The organism is Brevibacterium sp. 1718, from assembly GCF_051131255.1.
In the GTDB taxonomy this organism is placed as follows: Bacteria; Actinomycetota; Actinomycetes; order Actinomycetales; family Brevibacteriaceae; genus Brevibacterium; species Brevibacterium sediminis.
In genome coordinates this window covers 431,679-456,858 of the sequence record NZ_CP186550.1, presented here as the reverse complement: position 1 = coordinate 456,858, position 25,180 = coordinate 431,679, and the positions used below count along the sequence as shown (strand labels likewise).

The 25,180-nt window shown below is 65.5% G+C and carries 19 protein-coding genes; 11 read left to right on the top strand and 8 right to left on the bottom strand.

Translation table 11 applies throughout. The features are described from left to right. Positions 1 to 129: 129 nt before the first annotated feature. Entirely contained in the window at positions 130 to 1,623 is a 1,494-nt protein-coding gene (locus ACOZ9V_RS02015) for an MFS transporter (protein WP_434593166.1), read from the top strand. Here ACOZ9V_RS02015 and ACOZ9V_RS02010 read toward each other — a convergent pair. The 3 genes from ACOZ9V_RS02010 to ACOZ9V_RS02000 form a co-directional block, all read right to left on the bottom strand. Beyond that, on the bottom strand, positions 1,620 to 2,621 hold the full coding sequence (locus ACOZ9V_RS02010; RefSeq protein WP_434590937.1) for an IS481 family transposase: 1,002 nt from the start codon (positions 2,619 to 2,621) through the stop codon (positions 1,620 to 1,622). The genes ACOZ9V_RS02015 and ACOZ9V_RS02010 overlap by 4 nt on opposite strands. 303 nt (positions 2,622 to 2,924) lie before the next feature. Continuing rightward, positions 2,925 to 3,707, bottom strand: coding sequence for a CoA-transferase subunit beta (locus ACOZ9V_RS02005; RefSeq protein WP_434593163.1), 783 nt, complete (start codon positions 3,705 to 3,707; stop codon positions 2,925 to 2,927). Next, positions 3,704 to 4,648, bottom strand: coding sequence for a CoA transferase subunit A (locus ACOZ9V_RS02000; protein ID WP_181271316.1), 945 nt, complete (start codon positions 4,646 to 4,648; stop codon positions 3,704 to 3,706). The genes ACOZ9V_RS02005 and ACOZ9V_RS02000 overlap by 4 nt, the downstream gene beginning before the upstream one ends. 110 nt (positions 4,649 to 4,758) lie before the next feature. On the opposite strand from ACOZ9V_RS02000, the gene ACOZ9V_RS01995 reads away from it, so the two are divergent. From ACOZ9V_RS01995 to ACOZ9V_RS01965, 7 genes are all read left to right on the top strand, one after another. Beyond that, positions 4,759 to 5,652 carry a LysR family transcriptional regulator gene (locus tag ACOZ9V_RS01995; RefSeq protein ID WP_434593160.1) on the top strand — a complete coding sequence of 298 codons (894 nt, stop codon included), beginning with the start codon at positions 4,759 to 4,761 and terminating at the stop codon, positions 5,650 to 5,652. 275 nt (positions 5,653 to 5,927) lie between these two features. Further along, on the top strand, positions 5,928 to 7,151 hold the full coding sequence (locus ACOZ9V_RS01990) for an acetyl-CoA C-acetyltransferase (RefSeq protein WP_434593157.1): 1,224 nt from the start codon (positions 5,928 to 5,930) through the stop codon (positions 7,149 to 7,151). 218 nt (positions 7,152 to 7,369) lie between these two features. Beyond that, complete coding sequence (locus ACOZ9V_RS01985; RefSeq protein ID WP_434593154.1) at positions 7,370 to 8,512, top strand: CaiB/BaiF CoA transferase family protein; 1,143 nt, start codon at positions 7,370 to 7,372, stop codon at positions 8,510 to 8,512. A 141-nt stretch (positions 8,513 to 8,653) separates the two neighbouring features. Then, a complete protein-coding gene (locus ACOZ9V_RS01980; protein WP_434593151.1) occupies positions 8,654 to 9,793 on the top strand; it encodes an acyl-CoA dehydrogenase family protein in 1,140 nt (379 codons plus the stop codon). A gap of 241 nt (positions 9,794 to 10,034) precedes the next feature. Continuing rightward, entirely contained in the window at positions 10,035 to 11,465 is a 1,431-nt protein-coding gene (locus ACOZ9V_RS01975; protein ID WP_181271320.1) for a purine-cytosine permease family protein, read from the top strand. 444 nt (positions 11,466 to 11,909) lie between these two features. After that, the gene (locus ACOZ9V_RS01970) at positions 11,910 to 13,343 is read left to right on the top strand and encodes an Nramp family divalent metal transporter (protein ID WP_259358306.1); all 1,434 of its coding nucleotides are present in this window, start codon (positions 11,910 to 11,912) and stop codon (positions 13,341 to 13,343) included. Further along, positions 13,343 to 14,287 carry a phosphoglycerate dehydrogenase gene (locus ACOZ9V_RS01965; protein WP_434593147.1) on the top strand — a complete coding sequence of 315 codons (945 nt, stop codon included), beginning with the start codon at positions 13,343 to 13,345 and terminating at the stop codon, positions 14,285 to 14,287. Before ACOZ9V_RS01970 ends, ACOZ9V_RS01965 begins: the two co-directional genes overlap by 1 nt. Before the next feature lie 70 nt (positions 14,288 to 14,357). Here ACOZ9V_RS01965 and ACOZ9V_RS01960 read toward each other — a convergent pair whose 3' ends face one another. From ACOZ9V_RS01960 to ACOZ9V_RS01950, 3 genes are all read right to left on the bottom strand, one after another. Then, a complete protein-coding gene (locus ACOZ9V_RS01960; protein WP_434593144.1) occupies positions 14,358 to 15,581 on the bottom strand; it encodes an ATP-binding protein in 1,224 nt (407 codons plus the stop codon). 144 nt (positions 15,582 to 15,725) lie between these two features. Next, positions 15,726 to 16,619 (bottom strand): dihydrodipicolinate synthase family protein, encoded by an 894-nt coding sequence (locus ACOZ9V_RS01955; protein ID WP_139469458.1) that lies wholly within the window; start codon positions 16,617 to 16,619, stop codon positions 15,726 to 15,728. A gap of 104 nt (positions 16,620 to 16,723) precedes the next feature. Continuing rightward, positions 16,724 to 17,704, bottom strand: coding sequence for an aldo/keto reductase (locus tag ACOZ9V_RS01950; RefSeq protein ID WP_219922297.1), 981 nt, complete (start codon positions 17,702 to 17,704; stop codon positions 16,724 to 16,726). Between the two features lie 140 nt (positions 17,705 to 17,844). Between ACOZ9V_RS01950 and pdxA the strand changes: the two genes are divergently transcribed. Next, positions 17,845 to 20,343, top strand: a complete 2,499-nt coding sequence (gene pdxA / locus ACOZ9V_RS01945; RefSeq protein ID WP_434593140.1) for a 4-hydroxythreonine-4-phosphate dehydrogenase PdxA — start codon at positions 17,845 to 17,847, stop codon at positions 20,341 to 20,343. Positions 20,344 to 20,509: 166 nt separating this feature from the next. Continuing rightward, on the top strand, positions 20,510 to 21,295 hold the full coding sequence (locus tag ACOZ9V_RS01940) for a DeoR/GlpR family DNA-binding transcription regulator (RefSeq protein WP_434593137.1): 786 nt from the start codon (positions 20,510 to 20,512) through the stop codon (positions 21,293 to 21,295). Between the two features lie 31 nt (positions 21,296 to 21,326). On the opposite strand, the gene ACOZ9V_RS01935 is transcribed toward ACOZ9V_RS01940, so the two are convergent. Together ACOZ9V_RS01935 and ACOZ9V_RS01930 are read right to left on the bottom strand one after the other, a co-directional pair. After that, entirely contained in the window at positions 21,327 to 22,496 is a 1,170-nt protein-coding gene (locus ACOZ9V_RS01935) for a sialidase family protein (protein WP_434593134.1), read from the bottom strand. Positions 22,497 to 22,624: 128 nt separating this feature from the next. Next, positions 22,625 to 23,977: an Nramp family divalent metal transporter gene (locus ACOZ9V_RS01930; protein ID WP_434593131.1), complete on the bottom strand. Its 1,353-nt coding sequence runs from the start codon at positions 23,975 to 23,977 to the stop codon at positions 22,625 to 22,627. Positions 23,978 to 24,289: 312 nt separating this feature from the next. On the opposite strand from ACOZ9V_RS01930, the gene ACOZ9V_RS01925 reads away from it, so the two are divergent. Beyond that, positions 24,290 to 25,018 (top strand): sulfite exporter TauE/SafE family protein, encoded by a 729-nt coding sequence (locus tag ACOZ9V_RS01925; protein WP_434593128.1) that lies wholly within the window; start codon positions 24,290 to 24,292, stop codon positions 25,016 to 25,018. Positions 25,019 to 25,180: the final 162 nt, after the last annotated feature.

Below are 25,180 nucleotides of genomic sequence, written 5' to 3'. Positions count from 1 at the left end.
GTTATGACGACATAACCAAAAAGTGTTTGCGTGGCCCACTAGGGCAACTTACGGTGAACGAGCACCCATGCCACGTCAGAGACCCCTGGCATCGGTCGGCGCAATGACGCTCCACCTGAGAGGAATCGCATGTCTGATTCGGTCAACACCGCGAAACGTGCCCGCAAAGCCGGAATCGCATCATTCATCGGAACCACCATCGAGTGGTACGACTTCTACATCTACGGCACCGCCTCGGCGCTGGTCTTCGGGCATGTCTTCTTCCCCGACACCCTGCCTGCCGGCGTCGGCACTCTGCTCTCCTTCGTCACACTGTGGGCGGGCTTCCTCGCTCGTCCGCTCGGCGGCATCATCTTCGGTCACTTCGGTGACAAGTACGGCCGGAAGAAGACCCTCGTCGTCACGCTCGTGCTGATGGGCGCGGCATCGTTCCTCGTCGGACTGCTGCCCGGATATGCGACCATCGGCATCGCCGCTCCGATCATCCTCACCTGCCTGCGCATCCTGCAGGGCATCGCGGTCGGCGGCGAATGGGGCGGATCCGTGCTCATCGCCAGCGAGAACGCCCCGAAGGGCAAGGGAGTCCTCTACTCGGCCTTCGCCCAGCAGGGATCACCGGCAGGAAATCTCATCTCCTCGGGCATGTTCTTCCTCCTCGCGCTGCTGCCGACTCCGCAGTTCCTCCTCTACGGCTGGAGGATCGCGTTCCTCGCCTCGATCTTCCTCATCGTCATCGGCCTCGTCATCCGCCTCAAGCTCGAAGAGCCGGAGAACATGAAGGTCGTGAAGAAGAAGGACGCCGTCGCCAAGGTTCCCGCCTTCGAGGCGATCAGGAAGCACTGGGTGCTCATCCTCCTCGGCGCCGGTGCGCTGCCGCTCATCCAGGTCACCTACCTCAAGACGACGTTCGCCACGGCCTGGGCCACGGACACCTCTCACTCTTGGGCGTACAGCTCGTCGACGTTCCTCGCCGTCGTCACGCTCGCGCTCGTCGTGCAGTTCATCGTCCAGCCCTTCGGCGCGATCATCCTCGATCGGGTCAAGGACATGCGCAAGGCGATCTTCTGGATCATCCTGCCGGAGTTCGTCCTCATGCCGCTCATGTTCTTCGCGATCGAACTGGGCCATCCCGGCATCGCGCTGGCAGCCATGGCCGCTGCGACCGTTCTGCACTCGCTGTTCTACGCCGGCATCGGCGGCATCATCGCCCGGGCGTTCCCCACGCGGGTCCGGTACACGGGCATCTCGCTGGCCTACCAGCTGTGTTCGATGACCGTCGGAGGCGGCACCGCTGCGGCCGCACAGTGGATGTACACGAGCTCCGGATCCATCGTTCCGGTGGCGATCCTCAGCGCCGGCTATGCCCTCGTCTCCCTCGTCTGCACGCTCATCCTGCTCAACAAGACCGGCTGGACGGCCAGCGAGAACTCGAAGGCCGAGGCCGCCGACGAGGAGGAGTTCGCCGCAGCTCTCGCCGCCGAGAAGGTCGAGCGCGACGCCGACTCGAAGGGCGTGACTGACGCGACCGGTTCCGTGTCAGCGGCCGCCGGTTCCGCACCGGCCGCCGACGCCACAGGCGCGGGCTCAGAACCTGCACCGGCGCGCGCTCCCGTCACCCCCTAGGTGTACTTCCCCGTGAGGTTGTGAACACGAGCTGATGGTGTGAGTCCGCCAATACCGGTATGGGGTCGATGGAAATTATAGTCATGGACCCACGCCTCGTAGGCCGCTGCACGCTCGGCTTCGCTGGCATACACCCTCGTATAAGCCCACTCGGCATCGAGAGTCCGGTTGAATCGCTCGACCTTCCCATTCGTCTGTGGTCGGTAGGGTTTCGTTTTGCGGTGTTTCACACCCTCACCAAGAGCCTCCGCGAAGGCCCGAGAACGGTAGCAGGATCCGTTATCGGTCATCACTGCCGTGACCTGAACACCGATACTCGCGAAGAACTCGTCCGCACGCCGCCAGAACCCGGACGCAGTATCCTTGCGCTCATCATCGAGGATCTCGGAGTACGCGACTCGCGAGTAGTCATCGACAGCGTGGTGAAGGAACCGGTACCCACGCGAGCCCGCAGCTCCGGCCCGGGCGGCACGACCTCGATGGGAGCCGACTTTCCTGTCCTGAGCTGACCCACGCCCATGAGCACGCCACCCGCCCCCGTCGGGGATCCGGCCCTGCTTCTTGATATCGACATGGACCAGGCGCCCGGGAGCCTCGACCTCGTAACGGATCGGGGCCGGCTTACGCACCGGCAGCCCGGTCATCTGGTCGACATGAGCCAACAACGGCATCTGGTACCGGTTCAGGACTCGACCGACAGTCGAGCGTGGGATGTGAAGGTGGTAGCTGATCCGGTGCGGACCCCACCGCCGAGTGATCCGCAACGCGAGGATACGTCGTTCCCGTTTGGTCGACAGTCGTGCAGGGCTGTGGTGTGGTCGGCTCGAGCGGTCGTCGAGACCATCGCCTGCACGGTGTCGACGCACCCATCTGGACACTGTTGCCGATGAGACTTGGAAGCGTTCGGCGACTCGGCGCTGGGACCATCCATCATCGATGACGAGAGCGACAAGGCGGCGTCTGCCCTCGATGGTCAGTGGTGCGTTACGGTGTGTCATGAAGACCTCCGGGACTCGATCATGAGTGTGGTTACCCATATCGGTATCGGAGGTCTTCGTTGTGTTTCAACTACCGTTCACAACGTGTCGGGGAAGTACACCTAGGCCTCGGCTTTTACGACGGTGCGGCCCCGAGTTCCTATTGGACTGGGGCCACATCAAGTTGTGTGGTCGCAGAACTGCGTCCCCGACTTCTTCGGCCAAATAGCGCCAGCAGCCCTGTCTACGACCAATAGCACTAGTTGCAACATGTGCTATCCGTTGTAAACAGGGCCGTTGCGCAGGAGTCAGCCCGCCCCCGCCTCAGCGCAGGTAGAGGCGGACCGTGTCGATCTCGTCGCGGAGCAGGCGCACTTCTTCGGCCGTCGGCGCTTGGGTCTGCGTGACATCCTCGGCGACGGCGAGGTCCCAGCCGGTCGCTTCCTGCACCTGCTCGACGGTCACTCCCGGGTGGACCTCGCTGAGTTCGAGCTCGCCGAGGCGCTCACGCCGCCGCAGGATCCCCAGCGGGGTGATGACGGTGGAGACACCGAATCCGCGCGGTTGGATGAAGTCCGGCTGCGCCGCCGCGCGCACGGGCGAGGCCGAGGTGACGAAGTCGAGTTCGGCGGGGAAGGCGGCCGGGTCATGGCGGCGGAGGACGACGAAGACCTCTCCGGCATTGGCCATGATGTCGGCGGCGCCGCCCGAACCGGGCAGGCGCACTTTCGGAGATTCCCAGTCACCGATGACGGTGGTGTTGAGCGAACCGAACCGGTCCACCTGCGCTGCACCGAGGAATCCCACATCGACGTTCCCTCCTTGGAGGACGTAGCCGAAGAGGGCATGCATGCTGACGACCGCCTCGGCCCCGGAGACGACGACGGAGTCCGCGATGCCTTCGGCCATCGATTCGGGGTGCGCGCCGGCGACCCCGGATTCGTAGATGAGCTGGATGCTCGGATTCACCGTGCGGTGGGCGAGGTCGACGGCCAGCGTGGGCAGCCCGACGCCGGCGAAGACGGTGCGGCTGCGGGCGAGCATCTTCGCAGCCGCGCAGACGATGAGTTCGGTTTCGGTGAAGTCCTTCGCCGAGGCGGTGCTCACTTCAGGCTCCCTTCGCTCGGTTGCATACGGCGTCCGTAATCGACCACGCCCGAGGGGCGCGGATCCACGAGCAGACCGCGGAGACGATCGTGACCGATCGATTCCAGGTATTCGGCATGGTCGCGGGCCCCGCGCACATGGACGTCGAGCCACTCCTGCAACCGGGCGGGGTCCTTCGAGATCGCGGTCCATTCGCGATAGAAGGCATTGTCGCGATCGTAGGAGCCCTGCACATAGGACGGGTGCGCCCCGGTTCGCACTTCGCACACCGCGTCGACGGCGTGAGCCGGGATGAGAGTGCGGTTCGGGTCGGAGCGGACGACCTCGTCGTCGACGATCTCCTCGACGGTGACGATGACATGGTCGGCCGCGTAGACGGCTTCCTGCTGAGTGCCGGTGATGCCCCAGATCTGGACGTTGCCATTACGGTCGGCGCGCTGGGCGTGGATGATCGTGACATCGGGGTTGAGGGGTGGCACGACGTACGTCTTCTTGCCCGAATACGGGTCGACGACGGAGCGGATGTCCGGGTTGATGCCGGGGATGTCGGAGCCGACGAAGGAGCCGATCGGAGCAAACGGCAGGCGAGCGGCTCCGGCGTGATAGCGCAGGGTCATCGCGTGGTGTGAGTACTCTTCGACCGCGAGCGGCCGCGGGTCGGCCGATTCGATGCGGCGCCGCACCTCGTAGAGGCTGCCGGCCGAACCGGAGGCGAAGAAGGAGCAGACAAGGCGATCGACGCAGTCGGCGGCGATCATCATGTCGCTGAGCAGATCGGGGGTGAGCCGGCAGAAGGTGAGTCCGGAGATTCCCTGTCGGATGATCTCGTGTCCGGCGGCGAACGGGATAAGGTGGGAGAACCCCTCGAGCGCCACCGTGGCCCCGTCCTCGACGTAGCGTTCGATGGCCTCAGGCAGACTGACGACTGTGTCACTGTGCATGGTTCGCAGGCTATAGCAATTACCGAAATCCGCAAAATATCTCTGTGATTATTGTCAATTCATGCAATAATTAAGGCATTCGCCCGGACCGCCTGATACAGGAGAACACAGTGGAGCTGCAGCAGATCCGCGCCTTCGTCGCCGTCGCCGAGGAACTCCACTTCGGCCGCGCCGCCGAACGCCTCGGCATGGCCCAGCCCCCGCTGAGCCGCACCATCCGCTCCCTGGAGACCGAACTCGGCGCCTCACTGTTCCAACGCACGACGCGCTCAGTCAGCCTTTCCCCCGCCGGTGAGGCTCTGCTCGAACCGGCCAAACACATGCTCGCCACCCAGCAGGCCGCCATCGAATCCGTCCACCGCTCCTCCAGCGGCGAGGTCGGACGCGTGCGCTTCGGCTACTCGCATCCATCCTCCCGGGACCTCGCCGCCACCCTCGTGGCAGCCTCGCACGAACGCAATCCGGGCATCGCCTTCCACCTCGAGTCGACGGTCTATGCCGACGAAGGCCTCGAGAGGATCATGGACGGCACTCTCGACCTCGCGCTGGTCCGCTGGCGTCGGCGGCCTCCGCTCATCGCGGGTCGCCCAGTGGCGATCGAGCGCCCATGTGTCGCCTTGCCGAGTTCACATCGCCTGGCGAATCGGAAGAAGATCGACGTCGCAGAGCTCGCCGATGAGCCTTTCGTCCTCCTGCCCGCGCGCCCGAATTCGAACCTGCGCGAGACCGCCATGCGCCTGTGCCTCGATGCCGGGTTCAGCCCGCGCACGGTCCAGGAGGCCCCCGATTCGCAGTCGATCTCTGCGCTCGTGGCCGCCGGAATGGGTGTGACGATCACGTTCGACTCCGTCGCCGCCGGCTACGACTCGCGGATCACCGCCGTGCCGCTCGATCTCCCGAACGAAGCTACCCAGCTTCACCTCGCATACCGCCTCGACCAACAGGACGCAGCCCTGAGCACGGTCCTCGATGCCGCCGAGGCGGTCCTGCCGACAGTCCGCTGAGCTCGGCCGGTCTCACCGCCGTTCGGAAAACCTCCACACCCGCCGCCCACGCGACCGACCCCACCATCGTTCACCGCACACGCGTCCGCCGTCGGCACATCCGCCATCGGGGCGTCGGATGCCCATTCATTGAGATGACCTCTTGTCTCTCGCGATCTATTCGGATATGTTCATAAATCAGAATGTATTGATATCAGCATCGGCAGTGATGCCGAAGGGATCGATGCCTCACCGCCGCAGCAGGACGGCTCGATCACAACCCAAAGGGAGACTCTGTGTCCGAAGACATCGTCATCTGCGAACCTCTCCGCTCCCCCGTGGGCGGATTCGGCGGACAGTTCAAGAACGTTCCGCATGAGGAGCTCGGCCGACAGGTCCTCACAGCCCTGCTGGACAAGACCAACCTGCCGGGCGAGGCCATTGAGGACGTCATCCTCGGCAACTGCTATCCGCACATGGAGACTCCGGCGATCGGCCGCGTCGTCGCCCTCAATGCGGGACTGCCGATCACCGTTCCCGGCCGCCAGGTCGACCGTCGCTGCGGCTCCGGCCTGCAGGCGATCGCCGACGCCCACGCGATGATCTCATCCGGTTTCGCCGACCTCGTCGTTGCCGGCGGCGTCGAGTCGATGAGCCGCGCACCGTTCTTCAACGAGGAGATCCGCTGGGGCGTCAAGGGCGGCAACATCGAACTCAAGGACGGTCTCGTCCGCGGCCGCCTCACCGCCGGCGGCAACGATTACCCGGTGCCCGGAGGAATGATCGAAACCGCGGAGAACCTGCGTCGGGAGTACAAGATCTCGCGGGAGGACCAGGACGCCTACGCCGTGGAATCGCACCGTCGGGCCGCCTCGGCGACGGAAGAAGGGAAGTTCGCCGACGAGATCGTGCCGATCACGCTGCCGGCCACCAGGAAGACCCCCGAACAGGTCATCACGACCGACGAGCACATCCGCCCCGGATCGACGGTCGAGAAGCTTGCGAAGCTCAAGCCGATGCTCGGGAAGTCCGACGATGAGGCCACGGTGACCGCCGGCAATGCCTCGGGCCAGAACGATGGTGCCGCCCTGTGCATCGTCACCACCGCATCCAAGGCCGCCGAACTGGACCTGCGGGTCTTCGCCCGCATGCGCAGCTGGGCTGTGGCCGGAGTGCCGCCGAAGACCATGGGCATCGGTCCGGTCCCCGCGACCGCGAAGGCACTGCAGCAGGCGGGTCTCGAACTCGGCGATATCGACCTCATCGAACTCAACGAGGCATTCGCGGCGCAGGTGCTCGCCTGCACGACCGAATGGAAGCTGTCCGAATCCGACTTCGCCGAGCGTCTCAACGTCAACGGCTCGGGCATCTCACTCGGCCACCCGGTCGGCGCCACCGGTGGGCGCATCCTCGCCACCCTGCTGCGCGAGATGGATCGCCGCGAATCGCGCTACGGCCTCGAGACCATGTGCATCGGCGGCGGTCAGGGCATGGCAGCCGTCTTCGAACGCGTGGCCTGACAGGACGGCCTCGCCTGAGGCTGATCGACTCGAGGAGCCAGCAGCTCACCGCAGGCCGGGTGAAGGGCCGTCCGCGTCTGTCGCGGGCGGCCCTTCACGCCGACTCAAGCCACCCCAGGGACGGACCGCCCGTCAGCGCTCGATCCAGTCCGACACCTCGGACGAAATCCGCGGGGACCCCGTTGTCTTCGCCCAGGTCAGCGCCGAGGATGAGGAACATGAACGCAACGAAGCAGCTGCTGACCGGGGTTCGGGTCGCCGATTTCTCCCGAGTCCTCGCCGGTCCCTACGCCACGGCGATGCTCGCCGATCAGGGCGCCGAGGTCATCAAGATCGAGATGCCCGGCTACGGGGACGATTCCCGACATCTCGGACCCTTCACAGATTCCGGGTCGACTTACTTCACCGGCCTCAACCGCGGAAAGCGCTCGATCGAGGCCGATCTCAAGGACCCGGAAGACCACGCTCGACTGCTCGATCTCATCGCGAGCTGCGATGTCGTCGTCGAGAACTTCCGGCCCGGAGTCGCCGCAAAGCTCGGCCTGTCCTATGAGGACCTCAAGGCCGTCAAGCCCGATATCGTCTACGCGTCGATCTCCGGCTTCGGACAGCACGGCGCCCAAGCAAAACGCCCCGCCTACGACACCGTCATTCAAGCCCTGAGCGGGCTCATGGCCTCGACCGGCTTCCCCGACGGCTCCCCCACCCGAGTCGGCGAATCCATCGCCGACGTCTCCGCCGGAGTCTTCGCCGCCTTCGGCATCTCCTCGGCGCTCTTCCACCGCCAGACGACCGGCGAGGGCGCCCATATCGACATTCCGATGCTCGACGTCATGCTCGCCATGCAGCCGACGAACGCTTCCCTCCACTCCGCCGGATCCGCCCCCCCCCGGGTCGGCAACCGCCACCCCGTTTCGGCACCGTTCGACACCTATCGCGCCGCCGACGGACTCCTCGTCATCGCCGTGGCCAACGACCGGCTCTTCGGTACTCTTGCCCAGACCCTCGGCAAGCCGGAGCTGGCCACCGATCCGCGCTTCGCCACCGACGCTCATCGGTCGGACAACGACGACGCGCTGCGCATCGAGATCGAAGAATTCACCACCGGGCGCACCGTGACCGAGCTGTGCGAGATCTTCGATGCCGCCGGAATCCCGAACTCCCCCGTCCTCGATTTCGCCGAGGCGGTCACCGGCCCCATCGGCTCCGATCGCGATCTCACTGCCACCGATCCCCGGTCCGGGCACGCCTTCCTCGGCCACCCGCTCCTCGTTGACGGCACCCGCCCCGCGTCCGCGCTTCCGGCGCCCCGCCTCGGTGAACACAACGCCGACTTCGCCGCACCCACCGACGCACCCTGACCTGACCGGCTGGCGCCGACCTCGCCGAGGCGGCGCACTCCGCACGAATCCCCTGGCCTCTCAGTCAGGATTCCCCGATCCTCCTGGTCGGGACCCCGTCCAATTCCATCGAACCGATCCCCATTGCAAAGGAGCACTCTTATGGCATTCGACATCACCGCCGATGAACAGGAACTCGTCGACGCCGTCGCCACGATCGGCAAGGACGTCCTCGTCCCACAGGCCGCGGCCGCCGACGCGAACGAACGCGTCTCCGACGAAACCCTGAAGACCCTCGCCGAGGTGGGGGTCATGGGGCTCAACCTGCCCGAGGAATTCGGCGGGCCCGGCGTCGGTTCGGTGGCGATGAGCCAGATGGTCGCCGCCATCACCGAGGCGTGCGCATCGACCGCGTCGATCGTCACCGCGCAGTTCCTCGCCACCGACTCGATCCTCCTCGGCGGCACCGATGCCCAACGCGAATCGTGGCTGCCGCGGGCCGCAGCCGGCGAGGTCATCGGAGCTTTCGGGCTCACCGAGCCGGGTGCCGGTTCGAACCCGGCGGAGATGTCGACGAAGGCCACACGGGTCGACGGCGGCTGGCATCTCAAGGGCACGAAGTGCTTCATCACCAACGCCGGCTTCGCGGACTTCATCATCGTCTATGCGAAGACCGACGTCGATGCCGGCCACAAGGGCATCAGCGCATTCATCGTCGACACCGCGGCCGCCTCGGCGGGGCTGGATTTCAATCCCCCGGAGAAGACGATGGGCCTGCGCGGCAGCCCGGTCTTCGAATTCGTCATCGACACGGTCGTCCCCCAGGATGCCCTCCTCGGGAACGCAGGCGAGGGCTTCACCACGGCGATGCGCGTGCTCGACCGTGGTCGCATCGAGGTCGCGGCGATGAGCCTGGGAATCGGCAAGGCCGCCCTCGACGCCGCCGTGGAGTGGGCGGGCGAGCGCAAGATCAACGGCAAGCCGCTCAATCGGCTTCAGGGCATCGCATTCAAGCTCGCGGACATGTACACGAAGTACCGGTCGGCGTGGCTGCTGACGATGGACGCCGCCGAACAGCGCGATTCGGGGGTCGATTTCACCCGGTCTTCGGCCACGGCAAAGCTCGCCGCCTCCGAGGCGGCCGCGTACATCGCCGATGAAGCCCTGCAGATCCACGGCGGCTACGGCTTCACCCGGGACTTTCCGCTCGAACGCTACGTTCGAGATGCCCGAATCTACCGCATCTACGAAGGCTCGTCGGAGATCCAGCGCACGATCATCGCGCGCTCTCTGTCGAAATAGCGGCCGGTGCGGCCGGGAGACCGGGCGCGAAACAGCACCGAAACGTGTCGGAGTCTACGATCGGCACGGTATCTGAGGGCGAGTCGGTCGCTCCTCGGACCCCCGCTCCGATGTCCGGACGTTCCGGGCCGCCTCGGCGAGACTTTCCGACATTTCGGACAGAAAGTGTGATCTGGACCTCGTCGGGTGTTGTGCAGTGGTGCCACACTGAACCAGGTCCATCAGTTCAAAGGAGACAATAATGGCTAGTACGACCAATTCGGGGATCGAGAAGCGGTCCATCGAGATGGTGCCTGACGCCGAGCGTCACGGAACGCCACGTTCCCAGTTCACTCTGTGGTTCGGCGCCAACACTCAGATCACTGCGATCGTCGACGGGGCTCTGGCCGTCGTCTTCGGTGCCGACGCGCTGTGGGCCATCATCGGCCTGCTCATCGGCAACATCATCGGCGGAATCGTCATGGCGCTGCACTCGGCGCAGGGTCCGCAGCTGGGACTGCCGCAGATGATCTCCTCGCGTGCCCAGTTCGGCATCATCGGTGCGATCATCCCGCTCGTGCTCGTCGTGCTCATGTACATCGGCTTCGCCTCGACCGGCGCGGTCCTGTCCGGTCAGGCAGTCAACCTCATCATCGGCGTGCAGACCCCGTGGATCGGCATCGTCATCTTCGGCGCGCTCACCGCCCTGGTGGCCCTGCTGGGATACAAGTACATCCATGTGCTCGGTCGGATCTCCTCGGTGACGGGTCTGCTCGGGTTCCTCTTCATCACCTACTGCGTGCTCACGCAGGTCGACGTTCCCGGACTGATCTCAGGTTCGTCGTTCGCCTTCCCCGCCTTCCTCTCCGCGATCGCTCTGTCCGTGGGCTGGCAGCTGACCTACGGCCCCTACGTCGCCGACTATTCGCGATACCTGCCGCGGTCGACCCCGTCGTCGAAGACCTTCTGGTTCACCTTCGGCGGATCGGTCATCGGTTCGCAGTGGTCGATGACCCTCGGCGCGCTCATCGGGGCCGCCGCCATGACGGAGTCCGGCAATGAGTTCGTCGAGAACCAGGTCGCCTACGTCGGTGACATCGTCGGCGGCGGCGTCTTCGCGCTCCTCATCTTCATCGTCATCCTGCTGGGCAAGCTCACCGTCAACACGCTCAACGCCTACGGTGCGTTCATGTGCACGCTGACGATCCTCACCTCCTTCGGCAACAAGGCGACCATCCGCCGCTGGACCCGCGCGGTCTTCGTCATCGGCATCGTCACCCTCACCGTGCTTGTGGCGCTGCTGGCGTCAGCTGACTTCCTCGCGAACTTCAAGAACTTCGTGCTCGCGCTGCTCATGGTGTTCACGCCCTGGAGCGTCATCAACCTCACCGACTACTACCTCATCTCGAAGGACCGCTTCGACATCCCAGCCTTCTACGACCGTCATGGTCGCTACGGCAACTGGAACTGGCGCGCGCTTCTCGCCTACGGCATCGGCGTCGTCATCCAGATCCCATTCCTCGCTCAGTCCTTCTACACCGGACCGCTGGTCGCCAAACTCGGCGGCGCGGACATCTCGTGGCTCGTGGGCATCGTCGTCACCTTCGTCCTCTACTTCGTGCTCATCCGCAACCACGGAGTCGCCCCGAAGGAGACGATCTACCCCAGCCTCGAGGAACTCGAGCGCAAGTGAGCCCCGCCCTCACCGAGGCGGCACTGCCCATCCCGGGCAGCTGACCTCGGCGGGGTGGTTCCGCTCCTCCAACGGCCGTCGGCCGGCAACGTGCTTCGCTGCCGACCGGCGGCCGTCGCCGTGTCCCCTGTGGGTGGATCCACCTCGAAACCTGCATGAAAATCAGGGTGGATCCACCCGCAGGGGACATCAACGGTGCCCGCAGCGCGGCAGATCAGTCGCCGAAAGCTCTCCCCAATCAGATCGCCACTTCACGCTCACAACGAGCAATCGATCATCGTCAAACCCACCCCTCCTGCGCAGTTCATGCATTATTGTTGCGCAAATCACGCATTCGATGGCACACTTGCATGAGCCGTGCCGACCGGGCCGTCGTCCTTCGATTCGCCCCGAGACACCGGCACGATCACTGGACAGATCCACCTTCGTGCAAGGAAGCCGAGTATGACCGCGCAGAACATCGACCGGGACGACCGCGCAGGCGCCGACGCCGCCGTCGACCCCTACCATCTCGACCCCAAGGACGTGCTCGAACCGCCCACGACCTTTGCGGGCAAGCTCAAGTACCTCGGTCCCGGTCTTGTCATCTCGGCCGCGGTCATCGGCTCCGGCGAACTCATCACCACCACGGCGCTCGGGGCCAAAGCCGGATTCGTCCTCCTCTGGCTCGTCATCATCTCCACCGCGGTCAAGGTCTGGGTCCAGCTCGAGCTCGCGCAGTGGACCATCCTCTCCGGCAAGCCCGCGCTCGAAGGCTACGGCCACGTCGGTCCCCGCCTCATCGGGCGTGCCGGGTGGATCAACCTGCTGTGGATCCTCATGGACTTCGCGAAGGTCCTCCAACGCGGCGGCATCATCGGCGGTGCCGTCGCTGCACTGAGCATCATGCTGCCCGTCTTCGGCGAGCCGCTCTCGACTCCGTCTCTCGTCTTCTGGACGGTCGTCTCGCTTGCGGTCGTCATCGCCCTGCTCGTGACGAACAGGTACAGCATCGTCGAGAAGTTCTCCGTCGGCGCGGTCATCATCTTCACGGTCTCCACCGTCGGACTCGCAGTATCGCTGCCCTTCACCGACTTCGCCTACACCTCGGCGGACGTCATGAGCGGACTGACCTTCGCCATTCCCGCCGGCACCCTGGGCTTCGCGGTCGCGATGTTCGGCATCACCGGCGTCGGCGCCGACGAGATGACGACATACACCTACTGGTGCCTCGAAAAGGGCTACGCCCGCTACACCGGTCCGAACGACGGCACCGCGGAACGCGCCCGCCGCGCCCGCGGCTGGATCTCGGTGATGCGCACGGACGTGCTCGTCTCCTGGATCGTCTCGACCGTGTGCACGATGTCCTTCTACGTCATCGGCGCGGCCATCCTCCACCCGCAGAACCTCGTGCCCGAGGGCAACGACATGATCACCACGCTGTCGTCGATGTACTCCTCGACGATGGGTGAAGCCGGACACTGGATCTTCCTCATCGGCGCCTTCGCCGTCCTCTTCTCGACCTTCATCGCCTCGACCGCGAGCGTGCCCCGGCTGTGGACGAACACGGTGTCCATCCTCGGCGTCTTCGAATGGGAGAACACCCTCACCCGTGGCCGCATCATCCGTGTGCTCACCGTGGTCTTCCCGATCATCTGGGCACTGAGCTACCTCATCATCCAGTCCCCGGTGATCATGGTCCAGATCGGCGGTGTGGCCAGCGGCGTCTTCCTCGTCGCCGTCGTCATCGCCGTCTGGTACCTTCGCTCGCGAGAGGTGCCGGCCGAGTTCAAGTCCAACCACTTCTTCACGGTGATGCTCGTCTTCGCCTCCCTGGCGATCGGCCTGCTGGGCATCTACACCGTGTTCGAGACCTTCGGAATCGAGATCGGAGCCTGATGCGCCTCACCGTCCTCACCCCGTCTTTCGGCAAGCAGTCGAATACTCCTCGCGCTCGCGCAGACGAGCTCGGCCTCGACCTCGACTACCGGACCGAGAATCATCCCAAATCCGGGCAAGACCTCATCGAGACGATCTCCGGCGCCGAGGCGGTCCTCGTCGGTCTCGATCGGATCAACGCCGAGGTGCTCGCCGCCTGTCCCGACCTCAAGGTCGTCGCGAAGCACGGAGCCGGAGTCGACAACATCGACCTGGACGCCGCCGCTGCCGCCGGAGTCAGGGTCGTCAACACTCCCGGAGCGAATGCCGAGTCCGTCGCCGACCTCACGCTCGGGCTCCTCATTATGGGCGCCCGCCGGATTCGCGCCGCCGAGGATTCGCTGCGCACCGGCGAGTGGGGCGTATTCTTCGGTTCGCAGCTGAGCGGCAAACGCCTCGGCATCCTCGGCTTCGGCCGCATCGGGCGGGAGGTCGCGAAGCGTGCCGCAGGATTCGGCCTGAGCATCGCCGCATACGATCCGTACGTCCCCGATGAGGCCATCGCCGAGGCGGGGGCCGAGCCCCAGAACCTCGCCGAGGTGGTCGCAGGGTCCGATTTCCTCACCCTCCACCTGCCCGGTGGCGACGAGCCGCTGCTCGATGCCGAGCTTCTCGCCACGATGCCCAAGGGTGCCGGGCTCATCAACGCGGCCCGTGGCGGGCTCGTCGACGAGGCAGCTCTGGCCACGGCTCTTGAGTCCGGGCGGCTGTCATTCGCCGCCCTGGACGCCTTCGCCACGGAACCGCCGGCGGCGGACGATCCGCTGCTCTCCGCGCCGAATCTCATCGCCACCCCGCACATCGGCGCCTACTCGGATATTGCGAACGCGAACATGGGAACCTGGGCCGTCGAAGACGTCGTCCGGGTGCTGCAGGGTGAAGAGCCCCGCTTCCCCGTCGCCTGATCGATACGTCGATCAGCTCAGTTCCCCTCTGCCGGCTCGGCTGTCGGCTCCGGCGCGTCCAAGCGCTGATTCAGACTTCGTTGGCGAGCAGGAACTCAGGGAGTCTGCGATGTTTGATTCCATTCACGTTTCCTCCGACAAGCGGGTCGAGTGTCAGCAGGTATTTCGGATGGTTGTCCGCAATCTCTTCGAGCGGCCGATGTTCTCGGTGGCGGGTATCCTCAGTCGCGATCGTCGTGGCCACCTGGATGTAGACGACCTCGTCGGCACGCTGAGCCACAAAATCGACTTCGGCTGTTCCGATCCGACCGATGGTGACCTCGTAGCCGCGTCGACGCAGCTCCATCCACACGATGTTCTCCAGCACTCCCGGCAGACGCTGGTCCGAGTAGCCGAACAGGGCATTGACGATGCCATGATCGCCGACGAAGTGCTTCTCATCTGTCGCGAGGATGGCCCTGCCGTGCAGATCGAACCGAGGAACTCGTGCGATCACGAAGGCTTCGGACAGTGCCGTCAGATAGTTGAGCACGGTCTCATGGCCGATCGACCGGCGCTGAGACTTCATGAAGTCGGCGACACGTCGAGCGGAGAACGGATTGCCGACATTGTCGATCGCGAACGCGGCGACGCGTTCGAACATATCAGCGTCACGGATCCGATTCCTCGCGAGCACATCCCGGACGAGCGTGGACCTGTAGATGTCCATGATCATCGAGCGGGCGTCGACCTCGTCGAGTGGCAGCATGTGCACACCGGGGAATCCGCCGAGGCGCAGATAGCGTGTGAACTCGGCATCTGTGCCCCCCATGTCGTCGGCGGCGAACGCCTCTCGGAACGACAGGTATTCGCGGAAGGACAGAGGCCATACTTCGATCGTCACGTACCGCCCGGCGATGTAGGTCGCGAGTTCGCCGGACAGCAGTCGCGAGTTCGACCCAGTGATGTAGAGATCAGTCCTCCCCTCGGCAAGAAGCGAATTGACCAGGCGCTCCCACTCGGTGACTTCTTGGATCTCATCGAGGAGGACGTAGGTGCGGCCCTCGCTCGGGAGCACATCCTTGAGGTGCGCATTGAGCGCTTGAGCCGATGCCAACGACGCATGTTCGAGGGAATCGAAGTTGAGATGCACGATGCGTTCGGGGTCGATGCCACGCGCGATCAGCCGCTCGACGACGAGGTCGAGGAGCCGCGATTTGCCGGACCGGCGCAATCCGGTGAGCACTTTGACGACCGGAGCGTCGATGAACGATTCGAGCTTCTCGAGATACTTCGGCCTGTCGACGATAGACATCGCACTACCCCCTCACTGTGGCGATCACAATCGCCGCACAGGTCGATCTGACCCATGGTGGCGATTATAATCGCCACAATCTGTTGAGTGAAGGATTCTGGCGGTTGTAATCGCCACGGAACGGGCGGATCAGGTCAGCCTGTCTCAGGCCAGGCCGCGCTCCACGTCCGCGGCCACTGTCGCAGCGACCTGCTTCTTCGCTTCGTCCGAGAGCGCGTTGAACGGCGCCCTGGCCGGGCCGAGGCCGAATCCGCGTTCGTTCGCAGCTGCCTTGACGACGGTGTTCGGGTTGCCGAGCGCGAGACAGTTGCGGATCGGGCGGATGCTGTCCTGTGCTGTGCGCGCAGCATCGGTGTCGCCGGCGACGAACAGGTCGTAGATCGAGGCCATCGTCTGCGGGTAGATGTTCGCGATGCCGCTGATCCCTCCGGCACCTCCTGCCAGCAGGGTCCAGAGAATGAGGGAGTCATTGCCGGAGATGACGTCGAAGGTCTCGCGATCGGTGCGCTCGAGGTACTGCAGGATTGTGTCGAAGTTCCCGCTCGAGTCCTTGACTGCGGTGATGTTGTCCACGGCTGCGAGCTTTTCGAGCGTCGCCGGTGCCACGACATTGCCGGTGCGTGCGGGAATGTTGTAGACGATGACCGGAACGTCGACGGAGTCGGCCACGGCCCGGAAGTGATTCTCGATCTCGACCTGCGAGGCGGCCGCGAAGTAGGGAGTGATGATCGACAGCGCGTCGGCACCGGCCGCAGCGGCATCGGCGGCGATCGCGATGGTCTCCCGGGTCGTTGCGGCTCCGGCACCGATGACGACGGGGACGGCGCCGGCCACCTCGTCGATGACGATCCGCGCGGCTTCGGCGCGTTCATCGGCGGACTGGGCGTAGAACTCACCGTTGGTGCCGAGGGCGAAGATGCCGTGGATGCCGGCGTCGAGCTGGCGCCGGACATGGGCACGCAGAGCGGACTCGACGAGGTTCTCATCCCCGTCGAACGGGGTGGCGATAGCGGCGAGGATTCCTGAGATGGATGACATGATTTCCCTTCGAACGGTTGGTGCAGCCGAGCCTGTGCAGGGTTGCGAGATCGGTGGAGACGGGTGCGGGCCGGCAGCTCTGCCGACAGCTCTTGATTCGTGAGTCAGCGGTTGTACTTCGGCTGGGAACCGCGGATTGCGGCGGTGGCGTCATCGACGGCGGTGAGCACATCGGCCGGCAGCGGGCCTTTGGCGATCGCGGCGATATTGCCCTCGAGCTGGGAGACGCGGCTGGCTCCGAGCAGCAGGGCGGAGATTCCGGGTGCCTCGGCGACCCAGCGCAGGGCGAGCTCGGCCTGCGGGATCCCGGAATCGTCGGCGACGGCGGCAAAGGCCTCGACCGAGGCGAGGACGGAGTCGGAGAGGTAGCGCTGCGAGTACATCTCTGCCAGCACGGATCCCGAGAAACGGTCCCCCGTTCCGTCGGTCGACGGGCGGCGAGCGAGCAGGCCCCCGGCCAGCGGGTTGTAGGCCATCGTTGCGATGCCGTGGGACTGTCCGCATTCGAGCCATTCGTCCTCGATCCGGCGGGCCAGGACGCTGTAGACGTTCTGCGCCACGACGGGGCTTGGAGCGCCCGCGCGCTCGGCGGCGGCGATGACGTCGACTGCCTGCCAGGCGGCGAAGTTCGAGATGCCCAGCGCGGTGATCTTGCCTTCGGCGCGCAGGGCGGCGATGGTCTCGAGCGTCTCGTCGAGCGAGGCCGCACGGTCGGGCTGGTGGAGATAGAAGAGGTCGATCGATTCGACGTCGAGGCGTCGCAGCGATCCTTCGACGCTCGCGCGCAGGCCGGCTGCGGACAGCGGCGAATGCTCGCCGGCGTCGGCGTGGGGCATTCCTGCCTTCGTCGCGAGCACGATCCGGTCGCGGTGCTTCTTCACCAGCGGCGAGATCAGGCTCTCGGTCGTCGACTTCGCATATCCGTTGGCGGTGTCGATGCCGGTGATCCCGGCCGCAACGGCTGCCTCGAAGACCTCGTGCGCTGCCGCTTCGGTCACGGTGTCGCCGAAGGTCATCGTGCCGAGCACCAGCCGGGACAGGGGGACGGAGACTCCGTCGAGCGTGATGGTCGAGTCTGTGGTCAAGGGAGTCTCCTCGTTGAGTGGGGCAGATCGTCGATACACCGATCTTCCCATTTGTGCGTGGATCGTGCAACAACTTGCGCATTCCGCGCACACATGTCAGTGTAGAGGGTGTTCAGCCGGACCGGACGCAAAGGAGTGCCATGTCAGCAGGCAAATCCGGTGTCCTGGTCATCGCCGACGATCTCAGCGGCGCCGCCGAGGTCGCCGCCACGCTCGATCCGGGCACCCCGATCGTTCTCACCCCGTCGAGTGCAGAGTCCGCGACCAGCTCAGATGACTCCATCGCCGAGGCGAACGCCGGCGCAGAATCCGATCGGCCCTTCACCGAGGCGGCCCACACCGATCCCCGGGACCTTGTCGTCGATCTCGACTGCCGTTATCTGCCGGCCGAGTCGGCCGGCGCCCGCACTTCGGCTGCGCTTCGTGACTTCGGCTCGTCCCGCGCCACACTCATCAAGGTCGATTCCCTACTGCGCGGCAACATCCGCGCCGCGCTCGCTGCGGCCGTCGGCCACGCGAGCGGCCCCGTGATCTTCGCTCCGGCGCTTCCGCAGCAGAGCCGCACGGTCATCGGCGGAGTGCCGTTCGACAACGGAATTCGGCTGAGCAGCACCCGTGCCTGGAGCCTCGAGGACGGCAGCGCACCGGAGTTGCTTTCGGATCTGTGCCCCGTCCCCGCCCTCCATTTGGAGCTCGACGAACTGCGGTCGCTGCCCAGCACCGATGCTGCCGACGTCTTCGACGACGCTGACAGCCGCGACGCCGCTATCAGTTCGGACGCCGCTGAGAGCCGCGACGCCCCTGCCAGTTCGGAAGCCGGTGTCGACGTCTCGAATGTCGGCGTCGGCGGCGAGCGCCTCATCACCGCCGACGCCGAGACGATGGAGGATCTCACCCGTATCGTCGCTCTTGCCGAGGCGACCTCGGCCATCCTCGTCGGCACTTCCGCGCTCGCGCGCGCCTTGGCCGAGCGTCGACGAGCCGGACTCACTGCGCCAAGCGACGCATCTGCCCTGGCCGATGCGGGTGGCGAGGCAGCTGAACGGCCCGAGCCCTCATCATTTCCGCGCACGCCCGCACGGGTGCTCACTCTCCTCGGCACCGCAGCGGAGAGGATCGAGACGCAGATCGCTCACCTGCGTGACCACTCGGACACTCGAGTGCTCGACTTTCCCGCCACAGAGGTAGCCGCGTGGGCCGACGATCCGCGCCGTCTCGACGATTCCGCCGTACGTTTACGCGCGGCGCTGGCCGAGTCCCACCTCGTCGTCCGACTCACCGATACGGGAGCCTCCGTCGACCCTCGGCCGCTGCCGGGGCTCCTCGCCGAACTCGCCACCCGTGCCCTGTCCGGGTTCGGGCCCGTCGCCTTCGCCGCCGCCGGCGGCGAGACGGCACGAGCCGTGTTCGACCGCCTCGGCGTGCACCGGATCGAAACGATCCGCGAAATCCACCCGGGGGCGGTGCTGTCCACGGTCGGGACCGCCTCGGCGAGCATTGCCGACGATGTCGACCTCGCCGCCGTCGTCACCCGGCCCGGCGGCCAGGGCGGACCCGATTCTCTCACCCTCATCCACGAGGCTCTGAGCACCGGTGAGCCCACCATGACCACCGCGGCCACCGTCGCAAACCACGAAGGAGAGTCAATGAACGCGCTTCCCACAGTCGCAGTGACCATGGGCGACGGGGCCGGCGTCGGCCCCGAGATCTGCATCGCCGCCTGCCTCGATCCCTCGGTGCTCGCGGTCGCCGCGCCCGTCGTCATCGGGGATGCCGCACGGCTCGAGCAGGCCGCGCTGGTGCTCGGCACCGCGGTCGAGATCCGCCGCGTCGACTCCCCCGCCGAGGCCGAACACGTGCCCGGAGTCATCAACGTCATCGACCTGGCCCTCCTTCCGGGCGATCTGCCGTGGGGCGAGCTCTCCCCCGTCGCGGGAGATGCCGCGTTCCGCTACATCGAACGCGCCTCGCAGCTGGCGATGTCCGGGGAGGTGCAGGCGATCTGCACGGCGCCGCTCAACAAGGAGGCCCTCCACTCCGCTGGGCACAAGTACCCGGGGCACACCGAGATGCTCGCCTCGCTCACGGGCACCGAGGAGGTCTCGATGATGCTCTCCTCCCCCAAGCTGCGCGTCATCCACGTGACCACACATATCGGACTCATCGATGCCGTGGCGAAGATCGAGCCCGGCCTCGTCGAACGCACAGTGCGCCGGGGCCACGATGCCCTTGTCCGGGCCGGACTGGAACGACCGCACATCGGCGTCTGCGCGATCAACCCGCACGCCGGTGAGAACGGGCTCTTCGGCTACGGCGAAGAGGAGGAGAAGATCACTCCGGCGATCACGAAGCTGCGGGCCGACGGCATCGACGCCGTCGGGCCCCTGTCTGCCGACACCGCGTTCTTCCTCGCCGGGCGCGGCGACTACGACCTCATCGTCGCGATGTATCACGATCAGGGCCATGGACCGATCAAGGTCCTCGGCATCGATGCCGGCGTCAACATCACCGTCGGCCTGCCGGTCATCCGCACCTCGGTCGATCACGGCACCGCGTTCGACATCGCCGGCACCGGCAAGGTCGACACCGAGTCGATGAGCGAGGCGATGCGTCAGGCTGCGGCTCTCGCCGTCGTCTGAGTTCGGAAGGTCATCGGGCGGAGGCGAGGTGCGGTCCGCACAACGGAACACCGTGCCAGCGCCGAGGCAGTGGTGCGATCCGCGCGTCACCGTTGTCTGAGTTCTGCGCGGTTCGCGCGATAATCCGCGATACAGTGGCGATCAACGGCAATCCGACAGGAGAGACATGAACGCAGGCGAACGTCGCGAGGAGATCCTTCAGCTGGCGCGCACCCAAGGTGAGATGAGTGTCGAGACTCTGTCGGAGATGCTTGGAGTCACCGCGTCGACGATCCGCCGGGACCTGGCGAAGCTCACCGATTCCGGCGAATTGGCCCGTACCTACGGCGGTGTCATCGCTGTGCCCACCGAGGCGGAGACCACGCTGGCTGAACGGTCGCACGAAGCCCCCGAGGTCAAACGCGCGATCGGTTCCTGGTGTGCCAAGCAGGTGCCGGCAGGCTCACATGTGCTCCTCGACGCAGGCACGACAACCGCGCAGGTTGCGCGCGGACTGCGCGAGACGTCCCCGCTGTCGGTCGTGTCGACCGGGTTGACATCGCTGCAGCAGATGGCTGATCTCGAGGGGGTCGAGTTCACCCTCCTCGGCGGCAGATATCGTCCCGTCAGCCAGGGCTTCATCGGCCCCATCACCGAGGCGGGGCTGGAGAAGTTCACGTTCGACTTCGCCTTCCTCGGCGCCGATGCCGTCACCGCCGAGGACGGTGTGTGCGAGGCTCTGCCCGAACAGGTCCGCCTCAAGGAACTGATGAGCCGCCGCGCCACCCACGTCTTCGTCGTCGCGCACGCTGAGAAGCTCGGCCAGCGGCCCTTCCATGCCTGGGCCGACCTCGGCAGCGGATGGACGCTCGTCACCGACGATTCGGCCGATCCGGCGCAGATCACACCGTTCGAAGAGCGCGGAATCGCCGTCGTCCGTGTCGACCAGATGGGCAATGCCGTACAGAACTGACGGCACGCGAGCATATAGAGGCCCCGGGGGCTCAGCCCCAGAGTTTGCAGTCGGTGTGGACCTGGTCCTCGACTCCGGAGATCCACGCTTCGTCGAAGACGACGTGCCGGATCGCCCGTCGGGAGCCGTAGGCGTAGACGACGTGGATGAGCCCGTCGGCGTCGACGATGCCGTGCGGATACTCCTGACGGCGATTGCTGCGTAGGTTGCCGTCACCGGAGAACCCGTCACCGGGTTCGATGACTCGACGCACCGGCCAGGTGCGGCCCTCGTCGTTCGACACTGCGATGACGATCCGCATCCGTTCGTACGGCCAGACCACCTCGCTGGGTTCCGTGGCGACCTGGTGCTCGTTCGAGACGAGCGCGAGCATGCCCGAGGGCAGACGGAAGGCGCTGAGACCGGCATTGTTGTTCGGCACCTCGGTGGCCTCGGGCACCGACCAGGTCTCTCCTCCGTTGTCGGATCGGCTGAGGTAGACCCAGTCGGCGAAGCGTGAGCGGAAGAGGCTGACGAGGCGTCCCGGTTCGAGCTCGACGACGTTCGGGTGGACCCGGCCTGCGGCTTCGGGGAACTCGACCTGTCTCCAGATCGATCCCTGATCCGTGGAGAGCTGGACGACCGGTTGGTCGGAGCCGTTTTTCGAATCGTCGTCGAAGCACAGCCACTGAGTGTGCACCCACGTCCCGTCCTCAAGGACCTGGATGGGCTGTCGGCAGAACGTCCCCTCCCGGTCGAAGAGCGTCTCCGGTTCGCTCCAGCTCACTCCGTCGTCGGTCGAACGGATCACTTTGACCACGGAGGTGTGCTGGAGGTTGAAGGTCTCGGGGACTCCGGACTGGCGCGACAGCTGGGAGGTATAGACGAGCCAGATCGTCCCGTCGGGGGAGGCGAAGAGACCGGGGTTCTGATCAGATCGGATCTCATCGTGGGTCACCGCCGCCGAGGCGGTCCACCGTCCCGTATCGACGTCGAATCGGGAGACGAGGATGTCGATGTCCTTGTTTCCCTCATCGCTGCCGCCGAACCAGGCGGCCAGGAGTCCGCCGCCGGGCAGGGACAGGATCGACGGCGCGTGGTTCGAGCGCCGATCGGTCGGGATCACCGCGGCCGCGGAACCGTCGTCCTCGAAGAAGCGGAGCCGGCCGTCAGCCGACGGTGCGGGAACTCGTTCGAGTGCGGGCTGGGACAGCAGTGTCATGGGTGTCTCCTCCATGTCTTGGCAACGGAATCAGGGTATGCAGGTGTGGGCCGCCTCGGCGGGATCGTTCGCACGGCAGCCTTGGGCCGCCTCGGCGAGGGAATCCCCGAACCGACGGTCCGGACTCATCATCCGAACGCGGTCTGGAACATCGCGGGGATCTGCATGGCGATCTGGACGCCGACGACGATGGCGATGATGCCGAGGAGAAGCAGCAGTCCGGTCTGCCATTTCCGATTGACCGCGTAGGAGTGCATGTGCTTCTTCCGCGAGGTCAGCAGCAGGATGCACACGACGATGATCGGGAGGCTGAGCACGGTGGAGATCGCGGTGCCGACGATGTTGAGCGAGATGAGATCCGGGGCGCCGGGGATCGTCGAGGCCAGAGGCAGGATGATGAAGACGATCGCCTGGATCCACCGGAAGGCGGGGTTCTCCTCATCGCGGCCGAGGAACTTCCGCATCGACGGCACGGTGTGGTTGATGCCATTGATGGCCAGCTGGGAGAAGCCACGCGACTGCGGTGGGAAGCTCGTCATCGCGGCGAAGAAGATGCACATCCACAGCAGATACGGACCGACCGGACCGACGGCGACCGAGAGCATGTGGGAGAGGTCGAATTCGTCGGCGATGGAGAAACCGGGGTGGGCGGCGCTGAATTCGGCGGCGACGATCCAGAACAGCAGGTTGATGATGAGCAGCGGGGCCATGCCGGCCACGAGGTCGAACTGCTGGATCTTCCGGTACTTCGGTCCGACCCAGCCCTTGTCGCGCATGAATCCCGAATAGAGGAGGTTGGGCATGTTGCCGGCGATCGTGCCGATGGTCGCCGAGGCGATCACGATGGGGGCGAATGCCGAGGTGTTCTGCTCCTTCGGGATCTCGAAGGCCATGCCCTGGACGAAGCCGGCGATGTCGAAGGTCCCGATCTTGATGAGCGCGTAGACGAAAGCGATGATCATCGCGACCGAGGCGAAGCGGGCGAAGTATTCGAGGACGACGAACTGCTTGCGCAGCATGACCAGCGACAGGGTGAGAGCGACGATGATGATCGCGCAGAAGAACCGGCCCCAAGAGCCGCCCCACTCACCGCCGGTGAGTTCGTGGAGTCCGACGGCCGCGGCGAGGAGGAAGGTGGCCTGGGTGATGAAGCCGGCGATGAGGACGACCGCGGCCATGATCCCCGGCAGCACCGGCGACAGGCGGGCGAATCCGTCGAGGATCTGCGTGTCTCCGTGCTTGTTCATCAGCGTGTACTTCGCGATGGACGAGATGATGAACGTGCGGGCGACGAGCGAGAGGATGAGCGTCCACAGCAGCGCGTACCCGTAGGAGGCGCCCGAGACCGAGGAGCTGACGAGGTCGCCTGTACCCAGGAATGACATGGCCAGCACGAGACCGGGCCCGACCGAGGTGACGAGACCGAGACCGCGCGGCAGCGGATTCTGCGCGGGCATCGAAGAGACAGAGCTGCGTTTCACGCTATGGACGTCGGCGGCCATGGCTGCACTCCCATGTGTAGATGGACAACTGGGTGATCGCCCGGCGATTGATGCAGCGGTGGAGGCGCGTCATCATCGTGCGCGATCTTCGTAAAGACTAGCCCATTCATGCGTGTTGTGCGCAAGTGTTTTCGCGAAGAAGATGGTGAGTTGTTCGATTTACGCATAGAATAGGTGCTCAGAACGCGCAATCTGCGCCGCGCGGCCCAGTGTCGTGAGCGGCGAGTGCCGTCTGACCGGAGGCCCGCAGATGTCTGACCGCGGCACCCACAGCGGAGGAATGAGGAATCGATGGAGATCGTCCAGTACCTGATCATCGGGATCGTGGTGCTGGGTTCAGCCTGCCTGCAGGGCTCCATAGGATTCGGCCTCGGCATGATCACCGCGCCCGTGCTCGCCCTCCTGCGCCCCGACCTGCTGCCGTCCGCCCTTCTGCTGCTGGCCACCCTCACCTCATTCACGGCATTCGCCCGTGAGCGTCAGGACGTCGATTGGAAGCTCGTCGGCTGGGGCGCTCTCGGACGGCTGCCCGGCATCGCTATCGGCACCGCCGCCGTGGCGCTGCTGCCGGATTCCGGACTGTCTCTGATGCTCGCGATCACAGTCCTCGCCGGCGCCGCATTCAGCCTGGTCGGCTGGTCACCGGCGGCCTCGCATCGCAATATGTTCTTCGCGTCGTCGGTCTCGGGGATCTTCGGCACGGCCACGAGCATCGGCGGACCCCCGATCAGCCTCATCATGCGCTCGCTCGATCCGTCATCGATGCGCTCGACGATGAGCGCCTACTTCACCCTCGGCAGCATCCTGTCTCTGACGGGACTGACCATCGGCGGCGAAGTCGGCACCAGACACCTCATCGCGGCGGCGGTCCTGCTGCCGTTCATGCTCATCGGACTGTGGCTGTCGAACTTCGTCATCCGACGCGCCGACCGCCGACTCCTCTACCGCCTCGCCGTCGGCTCTTCGATCGTCGGCGCGCTCCTCGTCATCGTCGAAGTCGTTCGCTCTCATCTCGCCTGAACAGATCCGACCTGATCCAGCGCCGACCAGCTCCGACCCGAACACACCCGCCCCGACCAGGCAACAGACCGAATCAGTCACTTAACTACCACTCAGTTCTACTATCAAGTAATGTGTGTGGTGCCCGTCACAATCAGGGCGTCCAACGGTGAACACTCTGGC